Annotated in this window: 16 protein-coding genes; 11 read left to right on the forward strand and 5 right to left on the reverse strand. The window is 73.7% G+C overall.

What is annotated here, in order from left to right:
• Positions 1–50: 50 nt before the first annotated feature.
• From ACI795_RS12360 to ACI795_RS12370, 3 genes are all read right to left on the reverse strand, one after another.
• Positions 51–254, reverse strand: a complete 204-nt coding sequence (locus ACI795_RS12360) for a YbdD/YjiX family protein (protein ID WP_457075808.1) — start codon at positions 252–254, stop codon at positions 51–53.
• Positions 251–2,404: a carbon starvation CstA family protein gene (locus ACI795_RS12365; RefSeq protein ID WP_457075809.1), complete on the reverse strand. Its 2,154-nt coding sequence runs from the start codon at positions 2,402–2,404 to the stop codon at positions 251–253. Before ACI795_RS12365 ends, ACI795_RS12360 begins: the two co-directional genes overlap by 4 nt.
• A 210-nt stretch (positions 2,405–2,614) precedes the next feature.
• The gene (locus ACI795_RS12370; protein WP_457075810.1) at positions 2,615–3,019 is read right to left on the reverse strand and encodes a helix-turn-helix domain-containing protein; all 405 of its coding nucleotides are present in this window, start codon (positions 3,017–3,019) and stop codon (positions 2,615–2,617) included.
• 345 nt (positions 3,020–3,364) lie between these two features.
• Between ACI795_RS12370 and ACI795_RS12375 the strand changes: the two genes are divergently transcribed.
• From ACI795_RS12375 to ACI795_RS12405, 7 genes are all read left to right on the forward strand, one after another.
• Positions 3,365–4,249: a pyruvate, water dikinase regulatory protein gene (locus ACI795_RS12375; RefSeq protein WP_457075811.1), complete on the forward strand. Its 885-nt coding sequence runs from the start codon at positions 3,365–3,367 to the stop codon at positions 4,247–4,249.
• Positions 4,249–6,669 carry a phosphoenolpyruvate synthase gene (gene ppsA, locus ACI795_RS12380; protein WP_457075812.1) on the forward strand — a complete coding sequence of 807 codons (2,421 nt, stop codon included), beginning with the start codon at positions 4,249–4,251 and terminating at the stop codon, positions 6,667–6,669. Before ACI795_RS12375 ends, ppsA begins: the two co-directional genes overlap by 1 nt.
• 96 nt (positions 6,670–6,765) lie before the next feature.
• Positions 6,766–7,440: a GntR family transcriptional regulator gene (locus tag ACI795_RS12385; protein WP_457075813.1), complete on the forward strand. Its 675-nt coding sequence runs from the start codon at positions 6,766–6,768 to the stop codon at positions 7,438–7,440.
• Positions 7,441–7,559: 119 nt separating this feature from the next.
• On the forward strand, positions 7,560–8,645 hold the full coding sequence (locus tag ACI795_RS12390; RefSeq protein ID WP_457075814.1) for a 4-oxalomesaconate tautomerase: 1,086 nt from the start codon (positions 7,560–7,562) through the stop codon (positions 8,643–8,645).
• A gap of 38 nt (positions 8,646–8,683) precedes the next feature.
• A complete protein-coding gene (locus ACI795_RS12395) occupies positions 8,684–9,688 on the forward strand; it encodes a VOC family protein (RefSeq protein ID WP_457075815.1) in 1,005 nt (334 codons plus the stop codon).
• Positions 9,685–10,467 carry a DUF1932 domain-containing protein gene (locus ACI795_RS12400; RefSeq protein ID WP_457075816.1) on the forward strand — a complete coding sequence of 261 codons (783 nt, stop codon included), beginning with the start codon at positions 9,685–9,687 and terminating at the stop codon, positions 10,465–10,467. The genes ACI795_RS12395 and ACI795_RS12400 overlap by 4 nt, the downstream gene beginning before the upstream one ends.
• Positions 10,464–11,495, forward strand: coding sequence for an amidohydrolase family protein (locus ACI795_RS12405; protein ID WP_457075817.1), 1,032 nt, complete (start codon positions 10,464–10,466; stop codon positions 11,493–11,495). Before ACI795_RS12400 ends, ACI795_RS12405 begins: the two co-directional genes overlap by 4 nt.
• A 4-nt stretch (positions 11,496–11,499) precedes the next feature.
• On the opposite strand, the gene ACI795_RS12410 is transcribed toward ACI795_RS12405, so the two are convergent.
• Both ACI795_RS12410 and ACI795_RS12415 read right to left on the reverse strand, forming a co-directional pair.
• Positions 11,500–14,382 (reverse strand): FAD-binding and (Fe-S)-binding domain-containing protein, encoded by a 2,883-nt coding sequence (locus ACI795_RS12410; protein ID WP_457075856.1) that lies wholly within the window; start codon positions 14,380–14,382, stop codon positions 11,500–11,502.
• A gap of 31 nt (positions 14,383–14,413) precedes the next feature.
• On the reverse strand, positions 14,414–16,882 hold the full coding sequence (locus tag ACI795_RS12415) for a glycoside hydrolase family 3 protein (protein ID WP_457075818.1): 2,469 nt from the start codon (positions 16,880–16,882) through the stop codon (positions 14,414–14,416).
• A 277-nt stretch (positions 16,883–17,159) separates the two neighbouring features.
• Between ACI795_RS12415 and ACI795_RS12420 the strand changes: the two genes are divergently transcribed.
• The 4 genes from ACI795_RS12420 to ACI795_RS12435 all read left to right on the forward strand — a co-directional run bounded on the left by ACI795_RS12420 (position 17,160) and on the right by ACI795_RS12435 (position 20,248).
• Positions 17,160–17,786: a TetR/AcrR family transcriptional regulator gene (locus ACI795_RS12420; RefSeq protein ID WP_457075819.1), complete on the forward strand. Its 627-nt coding sequence runs from the start codon at positions 17,160–17,162 to the stop codon at positions 17,784–17,786.
• Positions 17,779–18,168 carry a YidH family protein gene (locus tag ACI795_RS12425; RefSeq protein WP_457075820.1) on the forward strand — a complete coding sequence of 130 codons (390 nt, stop codon included), beginning with the start codon at positions 17,779–17,781 and terminating at the stop codon, positions 18,166–18,168. The genes ACI795_RS12420 and ACI795_RS12425 overlap by 8 nt, the downstream gene beginning before the upstream one ends.
• Positions 18,165–18,509 (forward strand): DUF202 domain-containing protein, encoded by a 345-nt coding sequence (locus ACI795_RS12430; protein ID WP_457075821.1) that lies wholly within the window; start codon positions 18,165–18,167, stop codon positions 18,507–18,509. The genes ACI795_RS12425 and ACI795_RS12430 overlap by 4 nt, the downstream gene beginning before the upstream one ends.
• Positions 18,510–18,583: 74 nt before the next feature.
• Positions 18,584–20,248 (forward strand): sulfatase family protein, encoded by a 1,665-nt coding sequence (locus ACI795_RS12435; RefSeq protein WP_457075822.1) that lies wholly within the window; start codon positions 18,584–18,586, stop codon positions 20,246–20,248.
• The last annotated feature ends 201 nt before the right edge of the window (positions 20,249–20,449 follow it).

Raw genomic sequence — 20,449 nt, forward strand, 5'->3', positions numbered from 1 at the left:
CGGCGGAACGGCTCCCCACCCACCGGAACGCGGTCCTGCGCCGGCGGGGATCAGCAGCAGCGGCCGCCCGCGGTCCGCTCCAGGGCCGTGGCGCGACGGCGTTCGAACTCCCGCCGGCTGACCGGCGGGTGCCCGTGCGCGGCGCACTCGGCCAGGTACTCGTCCCAGCGCGCCTCGCCGCTCCACGCGCGCAGGTACCAGCGCACCCCGCGCCCGGCGCGGAGGAGGGCGCCCCGCACCTCCCCGGCGGTCACGGCCGGCCGCCGTCCGCGGGTCGGCCGCCGCGACCGGACCCCGCGCCGACGAGCCGCTCGTGCTCGGCCAGGGCCCGCTTCTCCTCGGCCGTGGCGAACAGCCCGGAGGGCTCGACGAGCTGCGACGGGGTGGCCGGCTCCTCGGACGTCGGCAGCGAGCCCCCGGCCCGGATCGCCCGGACGACGACGACCACCGCGTTGGCGGCGACGACGAGCACCAGCACCGCGAAGAAGGCCTGCAGGACGCCGTTGAGCGTGCTGTTGAAGACGACCTGGTCCATCTGCCCCTGGTCCTGCGCCGGCGCCAGCAGCTCGCCGGCGGCCTGCGCGTCGCGGTAGCGCTGCGCCTGCGCGAAGTACCCGATCGCCGGGGTGTCGGAGAAGACCTTCTGCCAGCTCGCCGTCATGGTGACGACGAGGTCCCAGGCCAGCGGGATGCCGGGGACCCAGGCGTAGCGCAGCTTGCCGTGCTTGATCAGCAGCACCGTGCACAGGGTCAGCGCGATCGCGGCGAGCAGCTGGTTGGCGATCCCGAACAGGGGGAAGAGCTGGTTCACCCCGCCCAGCGGGTCGGTGACCCCGATGTAGAGCACCGAGCCCCACAGGCCGACGACGACGGCGCTGGCGATGACGTTGCCGGGTCGCCAGGACAGGTCGCCGAACCTCTTCCAGACGTTGCCCACCGAGTCCTGGAGCATGAAGCGGCCGACCCGCGTCCCGGCGTCGACGGCGGTGAGGATGAACAGCGCCTCGAACATGATCGCGAAGTGGTACCAGAACGCCTGGAGCCCGCCGCCGAACGCCTCGCTGAAGATCCGCGAGATCCCCACGGCCAGGGTGGGGGCGCCGCCGGTGCGCGAGATGAGGGTGGGCTCCTGGACGGCCGCGGCTGCGGCGGCGAGGTCCTGGGCGGTCGTGTCGAAGCCGAACCCGTTGACGAAGGCGGCCGCGGTCTCGACCGTCCCGCCGGTGGCCCCGGCCGGGCTGTTCATGGCGAAGTAGAGGCCCTGGTCGATGACGCACGCGGCGATCAGCGCGCTGATGGCCACGAAGGACTCCATCAGCATCCCGCCGTAGCCGATGAGCCGGACCTGGCTCTCCTTGGCCACCATCTTCGGGGTCGTCCCCGACGAGATGAGGGCGTGGAAGCCGGACAGCGCGCCGCAGGCGATGGTGATGAAGACGAACGGGAACAGCGAGCCGGCGAAGACCGGGCCGGTCCCCTCCCGGGCGAAGTCGGTGACCGCGTCGGCCTGCAGGACCGGCCGGGCGATCAGCAGGCCGGCGGCCAGCAGCAGGATCACGCCGACCTTCATGAACGTCGACAGGTAGTCGCGCGGCGTGAGCAGCAGCCAGACCGGCAGCACCGAGGCGACGAACCCGTAGACGACCAGCGCGAGGACCAGCCACTCCTTGGACAGCGTCAGCGCGTCGGCCAGCCCGCTGTCCTGGACCCAGCCGCCACCGATGATCGCCAGCAGCAGTGCGACGACGCCGATGCCGGTGGCTTCGAGCACCCTGCCGGGGCGGAGCCGGCGCAGGTAGATGCCCATGAACAGGGCGATCGGGATGGTCAGGGCGATCGAGAAGACGCCCCAGGGCGACTCGGCCAGCGCGTTGACGACGATCAGCGCGAGGACGGCCAGGATGATGATCATGATGGCGAAGACGGCGACGAGCGCTGCGATCCCGCCGACGATGCCGATCTCCTCGCGGACCATCTGCCCCAGGCTCTTCCCGTTGCGGCGCATCGAGAAGAACAGCACGGTCAGGTCCTGGACGGCCCCGGCGAAGATGACGCCGACGACGATCCAGATGGTCCCCGGCAGGTAGCCCATCTGCGCGGCGAGCACCGGCCCGACCAGCGGCCCGGCTCCGGCGATGGCGGCGAAGTGGTGGCCGAACAGCACCCGGCGGTCGGTGACGTCGAAGTCGACACCGTTGTGCAGCCGCTCTGCGGGGGTGGCGCGGCGGTCGTCGGCACGCAACACCCGGTAGGTGATGAACCGCGAGTAGAAGCGGTACGCGATGGCGTAGGAACACAGCGCCGCGAACAGGATCCACAGCGCGGAGACCGACTCCCCGCGGGCCAGCGCCAGCACGGTCCAGGCGACCGCGCCGAGCGCGGCCACGGCGGACCAGACCAGCACCGACCGGAGTGGGGAGCGACGCCCCGACGTCGGTGCGGGCTGCCCTCCGCCGTCGCCGGCTGGGTCGTCTGTCGTGACGGTCGTGGACATGTGCGCCTCCGGGCCCGCGGCGTTCCCCGGTGACGCCGACGGCGGGAGCCTAGGGTGCGGTACGAGATCGTGCGGATGCCACGCCCGACCACGACCGCCCGGGCGCGAACCGCGCTCCGCTCAGTCGAGGTCGGTGCGGGCCTCGGCCAGGTACTCGCGCACGGCGGGCTCGGGGACCCGGAAGGAGCGGCCGACGCGGACCGCAGCGAGCTCGCCGCCGTGCACGAGGCGGTACACGGTCATCTTCGACACGCGCATGATCGCCGCGACCTCGGCCACGGTCAGGAACGCGGCCACCGCGCGCGGAGCGGGCCGCTCGGCCAGCGGGCGGACGGCCGGCTGGGCCGGTCGCATGCCCACCGGGTACTGCCCGGCGGGCACGGCGCCGGGCTGCAGGCGGGAGCCCGTCGGCGCCGGGCGCATCGCCGTGCGCGGGCCGGGCACCGCGGGCCGGGCGTAGCGGTGCTGGGTGGGAGCGGCCGGGCGGGGGAGAGCCGGAGCGGGGGAGCGCTGGGGCAGGGACACGGGAGTTCCTCTCGGTGGCGGTGCACGGACAGCGCGCTCACTCATCACTGCGACGCTGCGCTTCCGTGTTGCCACCGACAGTAGGGAACCGGAGGTGGTCTGCGCGAGTGCAGTGCGGACGAGACGAACCGGTCCGCTTCGTCACTTGTTGACCGTGCGCCGGTGGGGAGCGGTGCGTTGCGTGAGGTGACAGGCGGGAACGGTGTGCCGCGCGGGCACCCGCACCGGCGCGCGCCGCCCGGGTCTTCCGCGGATCGGAGCAGATCCGCCACAGCGGCGCCCGGCGTGTGATGCTCACCCGAGCTCGCTCTCTCTGCAACGACGCAGACGACCGGAGGTGCCGGCATGGACCCTGCCCGGGACCCGGACGCCGTCGTCCCGGTGTTCTTCCTGTCCGACAGCACCGGGATCAGCGCCGAGACGATGGGCAACGCGCTGCTCATCCAGTTCCCCGACGTGCACTTCGAGCGGACGCTGATCCCGTTCATCTCCACCGTCGAGATGGCTCGCGAGGTCGTCGCGCAGCTCGACGAGGTGATGGCCGGCCCGGTGGCGCCGCTGGTGTTCACCACCGCCGCGGTCGACGAGGTGCGCGAGGAGCTGCTGAGGACCAGGGCGCCGATCATCGACTTCTTCGGGATGCACATGGGCCTGGTGGAGCAGCAGCTCGGCGCCCGGGGGCTGCGCGAGGCCCGGCGGCTGCACGGGGTGGGCGACGTCCGGCGGTACAACGACCGGATGGCGGCGATCGAGTTCGCCATCGAGCACGACGACGGCCTGAGCCCGCGCGGGCTGGACCGGGCCGACGTCGTCCTGCTCGCGCCGTCCCGTTGCGGCAAGACCCCGACGGCGATGTACCTCGCCCTCCAGCACGGCCTGTTCGTGGCCAACTACCCGCTGGTCGACGAGGACCTGGAGACCACCGACCTGCCCCGCCCGGTCCGCGACCTGCGCGACCGCTGCTTCGGCCTGACCACCACGGTCTCCCGGCTCAGCCGGGTGCGGCAGGAACGGCGCCCGGACTCCCGGTACGCCTCCGAGGAGCAGTGCCGCTTCGAGCTGCGCCGGGCGACGGCGATGTACGAGGCCCACGACCTGCCCACCGTGGATACCTCGGCGGCCTCCGTCGAGGAGATCGCCGCCGTGGTGATCCAGACCCTGGCCCGGCAGCGGCGTTCGGCCGGGCGGCCCGCCCATGCCAGAGACCTTCGACGAAGAGGGACGACCTGATGAGCAGTGACACCCGTACCGGTACCGACGACAACGTCCGGTGGTTCGCCGATCTGGGGCTGGGCGACCTCGAGGTGGTCGGCGGCAAGAACGCCTCGCTGGGCGAGATGATCTCCCACCTGGCCGACGCCGGGGTCAGCGTCCCCGACGGGTTCGCCACCACCGCGGCCGCCTACCAGCGCTTCCTCGGCGACACCGGCCTGGCCGACCGGATCGCCGACCGGCTGCGGGACCTGGACACCGACGACGTCCGGGCCCTGGCCGCGGCGGGCCGGGAGATCCGCCAGGCCGTCGTCGAGCAGCCGTTCCCGCCGGCGCTGGAGGCCGACGTCCGGGCGGCGTACGAGCAGCTGGCAGGTGACGACGGCGACGCCTCGTTCGCCGTGCGCTCCAGCGCCACCGCCGAGGACCTGCCCGACGCCTCCTTCGCTGGGCAGCAGGAGACGTTCCTCAACGTCCGGGGGATCGACGCGGTGCTGCAGGCCGTCCGGGAGGTCTACGCCTCCCTGTACAACGACCGGGCGATCGCCTACCGGGTGCACCACGGCTTCGACCACGAGTCGGTGTCGCTGTCGGCCGGCGTGCAGCGGATGGTCCGCTCGGACGTCGGCGCCTCCGGCGTGCTGTTCACCATGGACACCGAGTCCGGCTTCTCCGACGCGGTCTTCGTCACCTCGGCCTACGGGCTGGGCGAGGGTGTGGTGCAGGGGGCGGTCAACCCCGACGAGTTCTACGTCTACAAGCCCGCGCTGCGCGCCGGGCGCCCGGCGATCCTCAAGCGCGGCGTGGGCGAGAAGGCCACCAAGATGGTCTACACCGAGCACGCCGAGGTCGGCCGGACGACGGAGTTCGTCGACGTCGACCCGACCGACCGGCGGGTGCTGTCCCTCACCGACGACGAGGTGACCGAGCTGGCCCGGCAGGCGCTCCGGATCGAGGAGCACTACGGCCGGCCGATGGACATCGAGTGGGGCAAGGACGGGGTCACCGGCCGGCTGTTCATCCTGCAGGCCCGCCCGGAGACGGTGCAGTCCCGCTCGGGGAACACCTCCGAGCGCTACCGGCTCACCGGCTCCGGGGAGGTCGTGGTCGAGGGCCGGGCGATCGGGCAGAAGATCGGCGCGGGTGCGGTCCGGGTGCTCTCCGACCTCGACCAGATGGACTCCTTCGCCGCCGGCGACGTGCTGGTCGCCGACATGACCGACCCGGACTGGGAACCGATCATGAAGCGGGCCGCGGCGATCGTGACCAACCGCGGCGGGCGCACCTGCCACGCGGCGATCATCGCCCGCGAGCTCGGCATCCCCGCCGTCGTCGGCACCGGCACCGCCACCCGCGCGCTGCGCGACGGCGACCCGGTCACCGTCTCCTGCGCCGAGGGCGACACCGGCCTGGTCTACGCCGGGGAGGTGGGGTTCGAGGTCGCGGAGACCGAGCTGGACGCCATGCCGGAGATCCCCACCAAGATCATGATGAACGTCGGGACGCCGGAGCAGGCGTTCGCCTTCTCCCGGCTGCCGCACGCCGGCGTCGGGCTGGCCCGGCTGGAGTTCATCATCAACCGGCAGATCGGCATCCACCCCCGGGCGCTGCTGGAGCTGGACACCCTGGACGCGCCGCTCAAGGCGCAGATCGAGGAGCGGATCGCCGCCTACCCCTCGGCGCGGGACTTCTTCGTCCAGCGGGTCGCCGAGGGGGTGTCGATGATCGCCGCGGCGTTCGCTCCCGAACCGGTGATCGTGCGGATGAGCGACTTCAAGTCCAACGAGTACGCCAACCTCCTCGGCGGCGAGCTGTACGAGCCGCACGAGGAGAACCCGATGCTCGGCTACCGCGGCGCATCGCGGTACCTGTCGGCCGACTTCGCCGACTGCTTCGCCATGGAGTGCGCGGCGCTGCGCCACGTCCGCGACGAGATGGGGTTGACCAACGTCAAGATCATGATCCCGTTCGTCCGGACCGTCGCCGAGATCGAGGGCGTGGTGCGCCTGCTCGGCGAGCACGGGCTCCGGCGCGGGGAGAACGACCTCTCGGTGGTGATGATGTGCGAGCTGCCCTCCAACGCGTTGCTGGCCGGCGAGTTCCTCGAGCACGTCGACGGCTTCTCCATCGGGTCGAACGACATGACCCAGCTGGTGCTGGGGCTGGACCGGGACTCCGGCCTGGTGGCCGGCGGCTTCGACGAGCGCGACCCCGCGGTGCTCGCCGCGCTGGAGATGGCGATCCGGGCCTGCCTGGAGCGCGGCAAGTACGTGGGCATCTGCGGGCAGGGCCCCAGCGACCACCCCGACCTGGCCGAGTGGCTGGTGGCGCAGGGGATCGAGTCGATGTCGCTGAACCCGGACACCGTCGTCGACACCTGGCTGCACCTGGCGAGGACGGCGGGCCGGACCACGGCGGCGGCCACCGGCACCACCTGACCGCGGAGCCGCTGCCGGGGACCCGTGCCCCCCGCGGGGGTGCGGTGGAGGTGCCGGTCGTTGAGCCGCCGGACCGGGCTGCCTACCGTTCCGCACGTGACCGACGCGGCCGGACCGGACGGGGCGCTGCTCAGCGGCGCCCGGGGCAGGCGGCTGGCCGAGGAGCGGTTGCGTGCCGAGCTGGCGCGCGGCGACGTCCTGCCGGGCCAGCGGCTGGTCGAGGCGGAGCTCGGTGAGCGGTACGGGGTCACCCGCAGCAGCGCGCGGACGGCCCTGGACGCGCTGGTCGCCGACGGGCTGGTCGAGCGCGTGCCCAACCGGGGCGCGCGGGTGCGCACCGTGTCGGCGGACGAGGCGGTCGCGATCATGGAATGCCGCCTGGTGCTCGACGGGTTGCTCGCCCGCAAGGCCGCCGAGTCGGTGACCGACGAGGGCGTCGCCCGGCTCGAGGCGAACGCCCGGCGGATGGCGGAGGCGCTCGCCCGCCAGGAGCTGACCGAGTACTCGGCGCTGATCCAGCAGCACCACGCCCTGGTGTCGGAGATCGCCGGGCAGCACGTCGCGGCAGCCCTGGTGGAGCGCCTGCAGGCGCAGATCGTGCGGCACCAGTACCGGCTGTCGCTGCGCCCCGACCGGCCCCGGCACTCCCTGGCAGAGCTGCAGCGGGTCGTCGCCGCCATCGTGGCGCGGGACGGCGACGCGGCGGAGACAGCGGCCCGGGAGCACGTGCGCGCGGTCATCGGGATGCTGCGGGAGCCGCCCACGGGCTGACGCCGGCAGCACCGTCGACGGTCGGCACGGATTGTTGACAATCCTCGCCGAGCGGTCCTAGCGTCACCGGCAGGGACACCGGCCAGCGGCGGCCACCGTCCCGCGGTGAGGAGCTGACGGTGACCAGCTACGACGACACCGGCGTCCGCTGCACCATGATGCGCAGCGGCACGTCCCGCGGCCTGTACTTCGAGCCGGGCGACCTGCCCCGCGACGAGGCCGAGCGCAACGACCTGCTGCTGCGCCTGATGGGCAGCCCCGACCCACGCCAGATCGACGGCCTGGGCGGGTCGACGTCGCTGACCAGCAAGGTGGCGATCGTCAGCCGCTCCGAGCACTCGGACGCCGACGTCGACTACCTGTTCCTGCAGCTGGGGGTCGACCAGCCCACGGTGAGCGACCAGCAGAACTGCGGCAACATCCTCGCCGGCGTCGGCCCGTTCGCGGTCGAACGCGGCCTGGTGCCCGCCGAGGACGGCGAGACCAGCGTGCGGATCCGGATGGTCAACTCCGACAGCACCGCAGTCGCCACCTTCCCGACCCCCGGCCGCCGGCCGGAGTACCGCGGAGACGTCGCGATCGCCGGCGTCCCGGGCACCGCCGCGCCGGTCACGCTGGCCTTCTCCGACACCGCGGGGTCGACGACCGGCAGCCTGCTGCCCACCGGGCACGTGCGCGACACGATCGACGGCATCGAGGCGACCTGCGTCGACAACGGCATGGTGGTCGTCCTCGCGATGGCCACGTCGTTCGGCCTCACCGGCTACGAGAGCCACCAGGAGCTGGCCGCCGACACCGCCCTGCTCCAGCGGGTCGACGCCTTCCGCAGGCGAGCAGGCGAGCTCATGGGACTGGGCGACGTCTCCGGCAGCTCGGTGCCCAAGACCGCACTGCTGGCGCCGGCGCGTGACGGCGGCCAGGTGTGCACCCGCTCGTTCATCCCCGTCGACCCGCACAGCTCGATCGGGGTGCTGGCCGCGGTCAGCGTCGTCACCGGGATGCTGCTGCCCGGCGCGGTCGGCTCCGAGCTCACCGCTGACTGGCCGGCCGACACCTCCCAGGTCGACGTCGAGCACCCCACCGGGCACCTGCTGGTCGACGTCGTCGTCGACGCCGGCACCACCCCGCCGACGGTGCGGCGTTCCGGCGTGGTGCGCACCGCCCGCAAGCTGTTCGACGGCACGGCCTTCCCCCGCGCCCGCTGACGCACCCCGCCCCGGACACCCGACTCGAAGGAGAGCTCGTGCCCCCGCTCCACGACATCGCCCACCTCGCCCACGTCGAGGTGCTCACGGACAAGCCGGTGGAGTGCCTGGACTTCTACGTCCGGTACCTCGGGATGACCGAGAACGGCAGGTCCGGCGACTCGGTCTTCCTGCGGGCCTGGGACGACTACGAGAACACCACGATCAAGCTGACGGCGGCCGCGCGGCCGGGGGTCGGCCGGACGAACTTCCGTGCGAGCAGCCCGGAGGCGCTCCAGCGCCGGGTGGCCGCGATCGAGGCGACCGGGCTGGGCAGGGGCTGGCAGGACGGCGACCCCGGCTACGGCCCGGTCTACGTGTTCACCGACCCGGACGGCCACGAGATGGGCGTCTACCACGAGACCGAGTGGTACCGGCCCGAGGGCGACCTCAAGCCGGCGTTGAAGAACCAGGCCCAGGCCTACCCCGGCCGGGGCGTGAGCGTGCGCCGCATCGACCACATCAACTACCTCGGGGTCGACCCCGTCGCCAACCGCGACTTCGCCGTGGACGTCCTCGGCGGCATGGTCACCGAGCAGATCGTCCTGGACGACGGGGTGGCCGGCAGCTGGACCACGTTCACCAACAAGGGCTACGACGCGGTCTGGACCCGGGACAACACCGGGACCTCCGGCCGGCTGCACCACCTGTCCTTCGCCGTCGACAGCCGGGACGACGTCATCCGGGCCGCGGACCTGGCGCTGGAGCACGGCATCCACATCGAGACCGGGCCGCACAAGCACACCATCCAGCAGAGCTTCTTCCTCTACGTCTGGGACCCGGCGGGCAACCGGATCGAGCTGGACAACCCCGGGGCCCGGCTGGTCCTCGCCCCCGACTGGCAGCCGATCGACTGGTCGGCCGCCGAGCGGGCCAAGGGGCAGGCGTGGGGGCTGCAGACCATCTCCACGTTCCACACCCACGGCACGCCGCCGGTCGGTGAGGAGCAGGAGGAGTCGGCCGCGACCGACCCGGAGGGCGACGCCTGGGGCGGGTCCCGGTGACGGTCCGGATCGCCCTGCTGGGCCTGGGGGAGGCCGGCGCGGAGATCGCCGGTGACCTGGTGGCCGCGGGCGCCGACGTCCGCGGCTACGACCCGGCGGTGCCCGCCGTCGAGGGGGTGGCCCCGCGGTCCGACGAGGCGGACGCCGTCCGGGACGCCGACCTGGTGCTCAGCGCCAACAGCTCCCACGACGCGCTGACCGCGCTGCAGAACGCGCTGCCGGGTCTGCGGCCGGGGACCGTCTGGGCCGACCTGAACACCGCCTCGCCAGGGGTGAAGGTGGCGCTGGCCGAGGCGGCCGGGTCGGCCGCCGACGTGGTCGACGTCGCGCTGATGGCGCCGGTCCCCGGCAAGGGCCTGCGCACGCCGATGCTGGTCTCCGGGCCGGCCGCCGCCCGGTACGCGGAGCTGATGGGGGGCCTCGGTGCCCAGGTCACCGTGCAGCCCGGCCCGGTGGGGGAGGCGATCTCCCGGAAGCTGCTGCGCAGCGTCTTCTACAAGGGGCTGGCCGCGGCCGTGGTCGAGGCACTGGCCGCCGCCGAGGTGGCCGGCTGTGCCGACTGGCTCCGCGGCAACATCAGCGCCGAGCTCGCCGGCTTCGACGAGCACACCATCGACCGGCTGGTCGACGGCACCCACAAGCACGCCCGCCGGCGGGCCGACGAGATGGCCGCCGCCACCGAGCAGCTGACCGAGCTGGGGGTGCAGCCGCGGGTCGCGGCAGCCGCCCGCGACCTGCTCGGCGAGCTGCGCGACCGACAGCAGGGAGCTCCCGCATGATCATCGACTGCCACGGCCACTTCACGACCGCCCCCACCGCGCACACCGCCTGGCGGGAGGAGCAGGTGGCTGCCTGGGAGGCAGGCACGTCCGCCCCGGCCTACCCGGACATCAGCGACGACGAGCTGCGCGAGGTCATCGAGGGCAGCCAGCTGCGGCTGATGGACGAGCGCGGCATCGACGTCACGCTGTTCTCCCCGCGCGCCTCGGCGATGGCGCACCACGTCGGCGACGAGGGCGTCAGCCTGGAGTGGACGCGGCGCTGCAACGACCTGGTGCACCGGGTGACGACGCTCTACCCGGACCGGTTCGTCGGCGTCGCCCAGCTGCCCCAGTCACCCGGCGTGCCGATCGAGGGGTCCATCGCCGAGCTGCGGCGCTGCGTCGAGGAGCTGGGCTTCGTCGGCTGCAACCTCAACCCCGACCCGAGCGGGGGGCACTGGACGTCCCCCGCGCTGACCGACCGCAGCTGGTACCCGTTCTACGAGGCGATGATCTCCCTCGACGTGCCGGCGATGGTGCACGTGTCGGCGTCGGCGACCCCGTTCTTCCACGGCACCGGCGCCTACTACATCAGCGCCGACACGACGGCGTTCATGCAGCTGGTGCAGGGCAACCTCTTCGGCGACCTGCCGGACCTGCGGCTGGTCATCCCGCACGGCGGCGGGGCGGTGCCCTACCACTGGGGCCGCTACCGGGGCCTGGCCGACATGCTGAAGCAGCCCGCGGTGGAGACGAACGTGATGGGCAACGTCTTCTTCGACACCTGCGTCTACCACCAGCCGGGCATCGACCTGCTGCTGGACGTCATCGACACCCCCAACGTGCTCTTCGGCTCGGAGATGGTCGGCGCGGTGCGGGGGATCGACGCCCGCACCGGCCACTACTACGACGACACCCGCCGCTACGTCGAGGCCGCGTTCGACAAGGGCTCCCTGGACGAGCAGGCCCGCGCCGACGTCTTCGAGCACAACGTCCGCCGGGTCTACCCCCGGCTGGACGCGGCGCTGGCCAAGGCCGGCCGCTGAACGGCTAGACCCGTTCGCCGCCGGTGCCCGGCTCGGGGGCGCCGGCGGCGAGGCCTCGGGCGAGGAGCTGGGCGAGGTGCACGCCGCGCACCCCGTGCAGGTCGTCGGCCTGGGTGCGGCAGGAGAACCCGTCGGCGAGCAGCACGTCCCCGGGCGCTGCGGCGGCGAGCGCGGGGGAGAGCTGCAGCGCGGCCACCGCGACCGACACCTCGTGGTGGCCGCGCTCGACACCGAAGTTGCCGGCCAGCCCGCAGCAGCCGCCCAGCCGGGTGACCTCCGCGCCGGCGTCGGCGAGCAGCCGGGCGTCGGCCGACCAGCCCATCACCGCGTGGTGGTGGCAGTGCGGCTGGGCGATCACCGTGGTGCCGGCCAGCGACGGCGGAGCCCAGCCGGCGTCGGCGGTCAGCAGTTCCGCCAGCGTGCGGGTGCCCGCGGCGACCCGGGCGGCGGCGTCGGTGTGCAGCAGCTCGGTGGCGTCGCCGCGGAGCACCCCGGTGCAGGAGGGTTCCAGGCCGACCACCGGGATGCCGGCGTCGACGGCGGCGGCGAGTTCGTCGACGGTGCGGCCGAGGATGCGGCGGGCCGCGTCGAGCTGCCCGGTGGTGATCCAGGTCAGCCCGCAGCAGGCGCGCGACGAGGTGATCCGCGGCCGGTAGCCGGCGTCCTCCAGCACCTCGACGGCGGCGCGGCCGACCTCGGGGGTGAAGGCGTCGGTGAAGCTGTCGACGAACAGCAGCACCGGCCGGCCCTCGGTGCGCCGCCGGTCGGCCGTGCGGGCGAACCAGGCGCGGAACGTCTCGGTGGTGAAGGCGGGCACCGACCGGCGGGCGTCGACGCCGGCGGCGAACAGCGCGAGCCGGCGCAGCCCGGGCAGCCGGGTGGCCGCGTTCGCCAGCCGCGGCACCCGGGTGGCCAGCCGGGACCACCGGGGCAGCCAGCCGAGGGTGTAGTGCGTCCGGGGCCGCAGCCGGCGCCGGTAGGACTGGTGCAGCACCTCGGTCTTGTAGGCGGCCATGTCCACACCGGTCGGGCAGTCCGACGCGCAGCCCTTGCACTGCAGGCACAGGTCCAGCGCCTCGTGCACGGCGGGGGCGCGCCAACCGTCCACGAGCCCGTCGGCCGGGTCGCCGCCGACCATCTCCTGCAGCACCCGGGCGCGGCCGCGGGTGGAGTCCTTCTCCTCCCGGGTGGCCAGCCAGGAGGGGCACATGACCCCACCGCTCGCGGTGGTGTCGGCGCGGCACTTGCCCACCCCGGTGCAGCGGTGCACCGCCTGGGTGAAGTCACCGCCGTCCTCGGCGTAGGCCAACGCCAGCTGCCGGCGGACCGGCCGGGCGGCGGCGACCCGGACGGCGGCGTCGACGGGGTCGGGGTCGACCAGCACTCCTGGGTTGAGCAGCCCGGCCGGGTCGAAGGCGGTCTTGACCGCGCGGAACAGCCCCAGCGCGGCGGGGGAGTACATCCGGGGCAGGAGCTCGCTGCGGGCCCGGCCGTCGCCGTGCTCGCCGGAGAGCGACCCGCCGAAGCCCACCACCAGGTCGGCCGCGGCCTCCAGGAACGCCCGGAAGGTGGCCGGGCCGCCGGGCCGGTCCAGCGGGAAGTCCAGCCGCACGTGCACGCACCCGTCGGCCAGGTGCCCGTAGGGCATGGCCGTCAGCCCGTGCTCGTCCACGAGGGCGTCGAAGGCGCGCAGGTAGTCGCCGATCCGGGCCGGGGGGACGGCGGCGTCCTCCCAGCCGGCGTGCGCGGGCCGGCCGGAGGGGGCACGGCCGGCCAGTCCGGCGCCGTCCTCGCGGATCCGCCAGAGCGCGGCGATGCGGGCCGGTTCGTCGACGAGGACGGCGTCCACCGCACCCGCGTCGGCGATCAGCCGCTCCGCCCGCTCGCGCGCGGCTGGCAGGTCGGCGTCGGCGATCTCGACGAAGAGCCAGGCCCGGCCACCGGGCAGGGCGGGCACCGCGCCGGGCCCGCGGCGCTCGCGGACGACCTCGACGATCCGGGAGTCGATCCCCTCGCAGGCGGTGGGTGCGTGCGGCAGCAGGGCGGGGATGGCGTCACCGGCGGTGCCGAAGTCGGGGTACCCGAGCACGACGAGCAGCCGGACCGCGGGGTCGGTGACCAGGTCGACGGTGGCCTCGGTGACGACAGCGAGGGTGCCCTCGCTGCCGACCAGCAGCGACCCGACGTCGAACCCGCGCTCGGGCAGCAGCGCGTCGACGGCGTAGCCGGACACCTGGCGGCCGAAGGTGCCGAACTCGGTGCGGGCGACCGCGAGCCCACCCCCGACGACCTCGCGGAGCCGGTCCAGCAGCGGAGCGGGGCCGGACACCGTGGGCCGCCCGCCGCCCTCGCGGCCGGTGGTCAGCCAGTCGCCCCCGGCGGTCAGCGCGCGCAGGCCCGCGACGTTGTCCACGGTGCGGCCGTAGCCCAGCGTCCGGGCGCCGCAGGCGTTGTTGCCGATCATCCCGCCGACGGTGCACCGCGTGTGCGTGGACGGGTCAGGGCCGAAGCGGAGACCGTGCCGGGCGGCGGCCGCCTGGAGCGTGGCATGCACGGCGCCGGCCTGCACCCGCGCGGTCCGCGCGTCCGGGTCGACGTCCAGGACGCGGTCCAGGTGCCGGGAGAGGTCGAGGACGACGCCCGGGCCGATCGCGTTGCCGGCGACCGACGTGCCGGCGCCGCGGGCGGTCAGCGGGACGCCGAGGTCCCGGCAGACCTGCAGCGTGGCCGCGACGTCGTCCTCGTGCCGGGGGCGGACCACGGCCTGTGGCACCACCCGGTACAGGGAGGCGTCCGCCGAGTAGGCGGCCCGGTAGGTGGCGTCGGTGAGCACGTCGGACACCCCGGCCCGGCCCAGTGCGGAACCGAGCTCGGCCGGGGACGACATCTCCACACCCAGACGCTAGAACACCCGTTCCTCAGGCTTGCAGGCGCAACGTCCGGTCCGCCGGCAGGGTCGCGACCGAGGTGCCGATCCGCAGCCGGAAGGTGCCCGCCTCGTACTGCCAGCCGTCGGCCCAGTGGGCCAGGTACCGGGTGGGCACGGCGACGTCGACGCGGCGGGTCTGCCCGGCCGGGACCCGCGCGGCGGCCGAGCCGATCAGCCAGCGGACCGGGCGGTCGACGGCGGAGTCCGGCCGCTCGGCGTACACCTGCACGACCTCCTTGCCGTCGCGCTCACCGCGGTTGGCGACCTCGACGGTCACGGTCACCACCTCGCCGGGCCGGGCCTCGTCCGGGGCGTCGACGCCGGTCACCTCGAACGTCGTGTAGCCCTGCCCGCTGCCGAACCAGTAGGCCGGCTCCGCGCCGGACCGGAGCCAGCCGCGGTAGCCGATGTGCACGCCCTCGGTGTACTCGACGACCCCGTCGACGGGAGTGCAGTCGAGCACCGGGACGTCGGCCTCGCGCGCCGGCCAGGTGGTGGGCAGTCGGCCCCCCGGTTCGGTGACCCCGAGCAGGACGTCGGCGACCGCGTTGCCGAACTCCTGGCCACCGAACCAACCGATCAACAGGCCGGCGACCTCGTCGCACCACGGCATCAGCACCGGGGCGCCGGCGTTGACCAGCACGACGGTGCGCGGGTTGGCGGCGACGACGGCGCGGACCAGGTCGTCCTGCCGCCCGGGCAGCGCCAGGGACTCCCGGTCGTAGCCCTCGGACTCGACGACCGAGTTGGTGCCGACGACCACCAGCGCCACGTCGGCCTCGGCCGCGGCCCGCGCCGCGTCGGCGATCAGGGCGTCGGGGTCGGCGTCGGCAGGCTCGGTGCCCAGCCGTAGCGACATCGCCCGCGCGTTGAAGCCGACCCGGTCGCTGAGGTCGAACGCCAGCCGGACGTCCATCGGTGTGCCGGCGGTCAGCCGCACCTCGGCGGCGGCGGTCGGCGGGCTCAGGAACGCCGCGCCGAGATCGGTGCCGACGGGGGCGAGGGTGGAGTCGAGGAGCAGCTCGCCGTCGACGTACAGCCGGGCCCGGCCGACCAGGGCGAAGCCGAGCCGCACCGCACCGGACTCGGCGGGGGTCCACCGGGTGCTCAGCTCGTAGGTGGCGGCCGCGTCGATCGGGGCGTCGCCACCGAAGTAGACCAGGTTGCTCGACCGGCGGTCCTCGCCGGACAGCTCGGTGCCGTCCGCGGCCAGGAACCGGGCCCGGAGCCCCGGTGCGCCGCTGACCGGGTTGGTCAGCTCGGCCAGCGGGAGTTCGACCACCCCGCTCTGCACGACCGCGCCGACGGAGTAGCTGACGTCCACGCCGGGCAGCGCGGCCCGGAGGCCGTCCAGGGGGGAGACGGTGCGCTCCGGGACGACGGTGGCGCTGCCCCCGCCCTGGGTGCGGGCGGCCGCCGCGTTGTTGCCGATGACCGCGACCTTCCGCAGTGCGGCGGCGTCCCAGGGCAGCTCCGGGCTCCCGTCGACACCGCGGTTCTCCAGCAGCACGGTGCCCTCGGCGGCCGCCTCGCGGGCGAACGCGACGCCGTCCTCCACCCAGACCGGCTCGGTCGTGGGCGACCCCGCCAGGGCGCCGACGCGCTGGGCCAGGGTGAGGATCCGGAGCACCTTGCGGTCGACGACGGCCTCGGCGATCTCCCCGCCGCGCACCGCGGCGACCAGCGCATCGCCCCACGGGCCGTCCGGACCGGGCATCACCAGGTCCTGGGACGCCTTCGCGGACTCCAGGCTGCGGACCGCCGTCCAGTCGCTGATGACGACGCCGTCGAAGCCCCACTCGCTGTTCAGCGGGGTCTCCAGCAGCTCGTTCTCGGTGGCGGTGGCGCCGTTGACCGAGTTGTAGGCGCTCATCACCGCCCAGGCGCGGGCCTCGGTGACCGCCTTCTCGAAGGCCAGCAGGTACACCTCGCGCAGCGTGCGCTCGTCGGCCCGGACGTCCACGGTGAAGCGGTCGGTCTCGAAGTCGTTGGCCACGTAGTGCTTGGGGGTCGCGCCGACGCCGTTGTCCTGCACCCCGGTGACGTAGGCCGCGGCGAGCTCGCCGGTGAGCACCGGGTCCTCGCTGAAGGCCTCGAAGTGCCGGCCGCCGAGCGGGGAGCGGTGCAGGTTGATCGTCGGGCCGAGCACGACGTCGACGCCCTTGCGGCGGGCCTCGACCGCGGCGGCGGCCCCGTAGCGGCGGGCGACGTCGGTATCCCAGGCCGAGGCCAGCGCGGTGGCCGAGGGCAGGTTGAGGGAGGGGTCGCGCTCGTCCCACACCTCGCCGCGGACGCCGGAGGGGCCGTCGGACACCAGGAGCCGGCGCAGCCCGATCCGCTCCACCGGCCAGGTGGTCCAGAAGTCGCGGCCGGTCAGCAACTGCACCTTCTCCTCGAGCGAGAGCGCGGCGAGGGCCTCGGTGACGCTCGGGTCGGGACGTTCCGGCTTGTTCGTCATGGGATCCGTTCGGTCAAGGCTGCTCGCGCGGGCAGCGACCCGGAGGGCGAGGAGACGGGGTGCGTGACGTGGCCCACTGTAATGCACCTACCGAGCGCTCGGTAAGCAACGAGTGACGGGCAACCCCCGCCATCCGCTCCGAGCGCCGCGCCGGCTCGGCCCCGGGGGTGAGGTGACCTACCAACCGGTCGGTAAGTGGCGTGTCTCATGGCATGATCCCCAGCACGGGGCTCAGTGCCCGCACATCAGTTCGTCGGTGGCAAGGGGTCCTGCAGTGGTGGCTGAACGCATCGAAGGGCTGCGCCTGCCGCGGACGCAGCGCCGGCAGCAGATCCTGGCCGCGGCGGCTCAGGCCTTCGCCGAGACCGGCTTCCACGGCACCAGCCTGGCCGACGTCGCGACCCGCGTCGGGGTGTCCCAGCCCGGGCTGCTGCACCACTATCCGAACAAGCAGGCCCTCATCCTGGCCGTGCTCGAGGAGCGCGACGAGGTGCAGACCCGTTACCTCGACGAGCACTTCCGCGGGGCGGACCCCAGTGTCGTGGACTGGCTGACGGCGCTGTGCGCCCGCAACGCCGACCAGCCCGAGCTCGTGCGGCTGTACACCGTGACGGCGGCCGAGAGCCTGGACCCGGCGCACCCCGCACACGAGTACTTCCAGGGCAGGTACCAGCGCATCCGGCGCGCGGTCGCCCGCCGGGTCGAGCTCGACCAGGAGAAGGGGCGGCTCCCGGCGACGTTGGTCCCCGAAGACCTCGCCTCCGAGATGATCGCGTTGATGGACGGCCTGCAGTTGCAGTGGCTCATGCAGCCCCCGGTCGACATGTGTGCTCTCCTCGAGCAGTTCCTGCGGCGACTGGTGGCCGACGGCGCGCGGCGCGAGGGGGCTCGGTCTGATGGCTGAGGGAACCAGGGCCGGCCAGCGCGCCGACCGCCGTTTCCCCCGGCGGGTGTACGGGACTGGGGAGGAGCCGGACCCGCGGTTCAGCCTGGCCAACGAGCGGACCTTCCTGGCCTGGATGCGCACCTCGCTGGCGCTGCTGGCGGCCGGGGTGGCGCTGGAGGCGCTGGACCTGCCCATCGCCGAAGGCGTCCGGCTGGCCAGCGCGCTGGTGTTCATCGTGCTGGGCCTCCTGGCGCCGGTGCAGGCGTGGCTCGGCTGGGTGGCGACCGAGCGGGCGATGCGGCAGTCGAGGCCGCTGCCGTCGCCGCGGCTCGGCCTGCTGACCGCCGTCGGGGTCACCGTCGCGGGGCTGCTGGTGCTGATCGGGCTCCTCCTGCGGTGAGCCGCCCTCCGGGCCGGGTGTTCGACACCGGCCTCCAGGCCGAGCGCACCGCCCTGGCCTGGCGGCGGACCGCGCTGGCCATGGCGGTCGGCGCCGTCGGGGCCGGCCGGCTGGCTGTCCCGGCGCTCGGGGTGGCCGCTCTGGTCGTCGCCGGCGTGGGCGTGCTCCAGGCGGTGGTCGTCGCCGCAGCGGCGGGCCGCCGGTACCGCGCCGTGCACGAGTCGCTGACCACCCGCGGTGATCTCACCGGCGTCCGACAGGCCGGGGTGCCGATCGCGGTCCTCGCCTGCTCCGGGCTGGTGGTCGGTGTGCTCGCGCTCGCGTTCGTGCTCGAACGCTGAAGGCACCCCTTGGCTGCTTACCGAACACTCGGTAAGTTGCCTGCGTCACGTCCTCGGTCCGCCGGTGGTGGGCTGTGGCCACCGAGCAGGAGGAGGGGATCGCGATGGAGCGACCGAACGTGCTCTGGATCAGCACCCACGACATCAACCCGCACCTGGGCTGCTACGAGGGTGTCTACCCGGGCGCCGAGTACGCGGTCACCCCCCGGCTGGACCAGCTGGCCGCCGAAGGGGTCGTCTACGACAACGCCTTCGCCAGCGCGCCGGTGTGCGCGCCGTCCCGGTCGGCCATCTACACCGGGTGCCACCCGGTGTCCATCGGCACCATGCACATGCGCACCAAGGCGGTGCCCCCGCCGGAGGTGAAGCTGTTCACCGAGTACTTCCGGGCGGCCGGCTACTACACGACGAACAACTGGTTCACCGACTTCCAGGTGCAGACCCCCGGAACTGCGTTCGACGACTGCAGCACCACGGCGCACTGGCGGAACCGGCCGAGCGACGACACCCCGTTCTTCGCCACCTTCCAGGGCATGATCACCCACGAGTCGCAGATCTATCTGGACGACGAGGCGTTCGCGGCGCGGACCAGTCGGGTGCGACCCGAGGACCGGCACGACCCGGCCCAGGCGCCACTGCCGCCCTACCACCCGGACACCCCGGTGTTCCGGCAGGCCTGGGCCCGCTACGCCGACCTGATCACGGAGATGGACCAGTGGGCCGGGGACATCCTCGACCAGCTGGCGGAGGACGGACTCGCGGAGAACACCGTGGTCGTGTTCTGGAGCGAGCACGGGCTGGGCATGCCGCGGGGCAAGCGCTGGGCCTACGAGAGCGGGTTGCGTGAGCCGCTGATCGTACGCTGGCCAGGTGTCCTCGCCCCGGGGCAGCGGCGCACGGAGCTGATCCAGCTGATGGACCTCGCGCCGACCATGCTCGAGGTCTGCGGCATCCCGATCCCGGAGCACGTACAGGCCAAGCCGTTCCTGGACCGGACCGGGGAGTTCCTTGCCCAGAACGAGTACGCCTTCGGTGGGCGCGACCGGATGGACGTGCAGGAGGACACCTGCCGCACCGTGCGGGACGCGCGGTACCGGTACATCCGGAACCTGCACCCCGACCGCTCCGGCATGCAGCACTGCGAGTACCCCGACCACCTCGCCACCTGGGCGGAGATGCGCCGGCTGCACTCGCTGGAGGGCAACCGGCTGGCCGCGGGGCAGGTTCCCGACCAGCTCACCCCGCTGCAGCGGTCGGTCGTGGCGGCCAGCAAGCCCGCCGAGGAGCTGTACGACCTGCAGGAGGACCCGCACGAGACGGTGAACCTGGCCGGTGTGCCCGAGCACGCGGAGACGCTCGACCGGTTGCGCGGGGCGTTGGACGGCTGGATCGCCGAGTACGGCGACCTCGGGCAGGTCCCCGAGGAGGAGCTGCTCGAGCAGTGGCGTCCCGGCGGCCGGCCGCGTCCGACGGCGGCGCCGGACGTCGTCGTGCGGAACGGGCGGCTCGAGGCCAGTTGCGCCACGCCCGGCGCGTCCATCGGCTGGACCACCGATCCCGGGGTGGACCCGGGGCCGCCGACCTTCCTCGCGGCCGCCATCGGGTCCCCGGAGCAGGACGGCCGCTGCTGGCGCCTCTACACCGGCCCCGTCGAACTGCCGGACTCCGACGTCGTCTGGGTCCGTGCCTGGCGGCTGGGGCACGAGCCCAGCGAGGACGTCCGGGTCGAGGTCGGCTGAGCCCGGTCGCCGGCCTGCCGGTCCCGGCCAGTTCGGGATCGGCGGGTAACGGTTCGGTGACATCCCGGTTTCCACCCGGAAAGGGCTTGCCCCTTACCGAGTGGTCGGTAAGTTGAACCAAGTCACGTGGTCCGCATCACATCCGTGCCGCGTGACGCCCGACCAGCCGGGCGCTCCCGCCCGAAGGCCCGTTCAGCGCTC

The sequence above is a fragment of the Modestobacter sp. SYSU DS0290 genome, from assembly GCF_054050955.1.

Excerpts from the sequence above, each read along its gene's own strand:
- ACI795_RS12425 (WP_457075820.1), top strand. The coding sequence starts at position 17,779 with ATGGCTGAGGGAACCAGGGCCGGCCAGCGCGCCGACCGCCGTTTCCCC.
- ACI795_RS12375 (WP_457075811.1), top strand. The coding sequence starts at position 3,365 with ATGGACCCTGCCCGGGACCCGGACGCCGTCGTCCCGGTGTTCTTCCTG.
- ppsA (WP_457075812.1), top strand. The coding sequence starts at position 4,249 with ATGAGCAGTGACACCCGTACCGGTACCGACGACAACGTCCGGTGGTTC.
- ACI795_RS12405 (WP_457075817.1), top strand. The coding sequence starts at position 10,464 with ATGATCATCGACTGCCACGGCCACTTCACGACCGCCCCCACCGCGCAC.
- ACI795_RS12415 (WP_457075818.1), bottom strand. The coding sequence starts at position 16,882 with ATGACGAACAAGCCGGAACGTCCCGACCCGAGCGTCACCGAGGCCCTC.
- ACI795_RS12410 (WP_457075856.1), bottom strand. The coding sequence starts at position 14,382 with ATGTCGTCCCCGGCCGAGCTCGGTTCCGCACTGGGCCGGGCCGGGGTG.